This is a genomic window from Rhodovulum bhavnagarense (genome assembly GCF_004343505.1).
GTDB classification, from domain to species: Bacteria; Pseudomonadota; Alphaproteobacteria; order Rhodobacterales; family Rhodobacteraceae; genus Rhodovulum; species Rhodovulum bhavnagarense.
In genome coordinates this window covers 1-2,580 of record NZ_SLXU01000041.1, presented here as the reverse complement: position 1 = coordinate 2,580, position 2,580 = coordinate 1, and the positions used below count along the sequence as shown (strand labels likewise).

Annotated in this window: 3 protein-coding genes; all 3 read right to left on the bottom strand. The window is 52.6% G+C overall.

The window, feature by feature from the left end:
* Positions 1-1,451, bottom strand: a 1,451-nt coding sequence (locus EV663_RS15775) for a tellurite resistance TerB C-terminal domain-containing protein (RefSeq protein WP_481883025.1), incomplete at its 3' end; no start/stop codon positions are given.
* A gap of 30 nt (positions 1,452-1,481) precedes the next feature.
* On the bottom strand, positions 1,482-1,709 hold the full coding sequence (locus EV663_RS15920; RefSeq protein ID WP_243697995.1) for a BREX system ATP-binding domain-containing protein: 228 nt from the start codon (positions 1,707-1,709) through the stop codon (positions 1,482-1,484).
* A partial coding sequence (locus EV663_RS15455; protein ID WP_207904470.1) for a tellurite resistance TerB family protein occupies positions 1,687-2,580 on the bottom strand: 894 nt, incomplete at its 5' end. The genes EV663_RS15455 and EV663_RS15920, both read right to left, overlap by 23 nt.

Genomic DNA, 2,580 nt, shown 5'->3' with positions numbered 1-2,580 from the left:
ACAAGGGCACCGTGCTTCGGGTCAAGCCCCGCCAGCTGGCTTTGGCTGGCGGTCCCGGAGGCACCACTTTCTTCCTCTTCGACATCGAAAATCTGACCGAGGACGGACGACACGCGCTCGGTGTCCGAACGGATTGCTGCGATCCGCGAAGCGTCGAGTTTGGGTCCGCTGGCCTTTTCAAGCTCGGGTATCGCTTCGCCCGGGCGACCCGGTTGCGAGTCACGCACGGTCCGCGGACCATCAGCAACTTTGCCAGCATGCAGGTCAGAGTAGGCAAGCGCAGGGGGCAGCCATAGCATGTTATAAATCTCTTCTAAATGCCCCAATAAACGACGGTCGACGCCACTAATTTTACCAGCGCAGGCCGCAACAATTTTTCTAAATGCAGGCGTGTTCTCTCGAGAGGCATTTTTAATAACAGATAGAAGGACTAAATTTTTAGGTGGGTGCAAAAAGAACCAGGCTAAATTTTCTAGTATGTGGAATCTCTCATGTTCTTTAAGGTCAAAGCTAGCCGTGATTGTCTCGGCAATGCTTTTCTTGTTATGCTCGGTGAGGCAATCAGATTTATGAAGAATGGAAGCCGCTAGCACTACTGCGACCAATGCATCTATGAGCTCCCGAGATCGACCTGATAACGGCGTTAATTGTGGAGCAATCGTGAAGGCGATCACATCGCTTTGTTCCTGGGGCCGCATAAGACTTGAGTGGGGCGCTACGAAGATGCCGATTAAATTCAGTTTCGCCTCAAATTCATTTAGCGCCCTTTCAGAAGAATATTTTTTGCTACTTATGCCGAACCTCTGCATGAGCTCAAAAAATCTTATCGTTTCACACTTTCCTCTCTCATGTTGAATCCAGGAGCACGCTTCTTGGCACACCTGATCTGTGATGCAGAGATTGTATTCATGCAAATAGAATCTAAAATTGGGTATGGTACTTAATGAGTCCCTTTGCAACTCTCCGAGACTGCTTGCGCACTCGTACAAATATCTACCAAACAAAAATTTTCTTTCATTTGAAGGTGCTTCTCCAAATTTTTTTGCAATCGTGGCAATATATTCAAAGTTGCCGTCCGCGAGGCGTTTGCTCGTAAGCAATACTAACCCCTGTTGGGCTGCTACACTCGCCTCCTTCTTGTGCTTGCCATCGCATTTTTTCCCAATGTGGTAAATGATTTGATCGCCACTTGCTCCATGTGAAATGGCAGCAGAAAACGCACCCAAATCACAGTTAGATATGTCTATTGCCGCATTTATTTCCTTTGTTGAAGGGCCGTGAATGAATATTTCCCGCACGTCCGCGCGAGGAGCATCCCGAGTCCGCTGCTGCTCAGTGTGTCGTAGGACAGATTTTGCCTTAGGTTGTTCACTTTGGGCGATCTCCCAAGGCGCGGCGGGCACCGAGATTCCAAACCGCTTTGTCACGCGCAAAGTTTTTTTAATCGGCATCACTTTGTTCCCTAGTTTTCATGATGACGCTTAATCAATCTTATTCGATAATACAAAAGTCGCGCCCCGCCTAAAGTGAGGCTCGCCAAGTATCCATTTGATAGCTGGTCCGAATCCTTGATAATTTTTTTCAGCCTCTCGGCCGTGAACGACCTGTATATGACGCAAACCGAGCTTGGGTACGACCCCGGCCCGAAGCGCCTGTACGATTGCATCGCGTTCACGTGGTTTCAACTTAGAAATCCCTGCCCTCCGCACTCATCTTTTCTTTTACCGCCTCCGTAATCTCCGCAGACACGTCATATCCGTCATACTCGTCGAGAAGCGCTTCATCGTAGGTCTCAAAAGCCCATTCATTCACGACTTCCAAAGCCCCGGACGCCATCGTGCCATGCGAGGCGCAGATCGTCTCGAACTCGGTTTCAGACCAATGCTCCCGAGTCAGCAGTTCGAGGACAAGGGCGCCGTGTTTCGGGTCAAGCCCTGCCAACTGGCTTTGGTTAGCAGACGCGGAGACACCGCGTTCTTCCTCTTCGACATCGAAAATCTGACCGAGGACGGACGACACGCGCTCGGTGTCCGAACGGATTGCTGCGATCCGCGAAGCGTCGAGTTTGGGTCCGCTGGCCTTTTCAAGCTCGGGTATCGCTTCGCCCGGGCGACCCGGTTGCGAGGCACGAACAATGCGTGGACCATCCGCAACTTCACCGGCGTACAGGTCCGAGTAGGCCAGCGCAGGATCAAGGCCCAAGGCCTTGTAGACTTTCTCGATGCTTGCGACTTCGTCGGAGTGAATAATGCCATCGGCATGTGCTGCACCAACCAGCGCTGCCCGCATGGCGGCTTGGCTGTCTTGGCCCACCTCCTTCAGTTTGCGCCGCAGAAGCGCCATGTCCGGTGGCACGGCCAGGAACCACTCAAGGTTTGCACGCAGCCTGCGGCGTTCCTGATCGCTGAGGGACGCAGCAGAAACTTGATCGTCCAGCGCCCTGCGCTCGGGCTCCGCGATGCGACCATCCGCATGGGCGACGAAGGACCCGAGCACCAGTTCCATCAAGGCGCTTCGATACTCGTCGGAAACTTCCTCCAGTCTTTCGATCGGCTCACCCAGGCTAAACAGCACAACAGG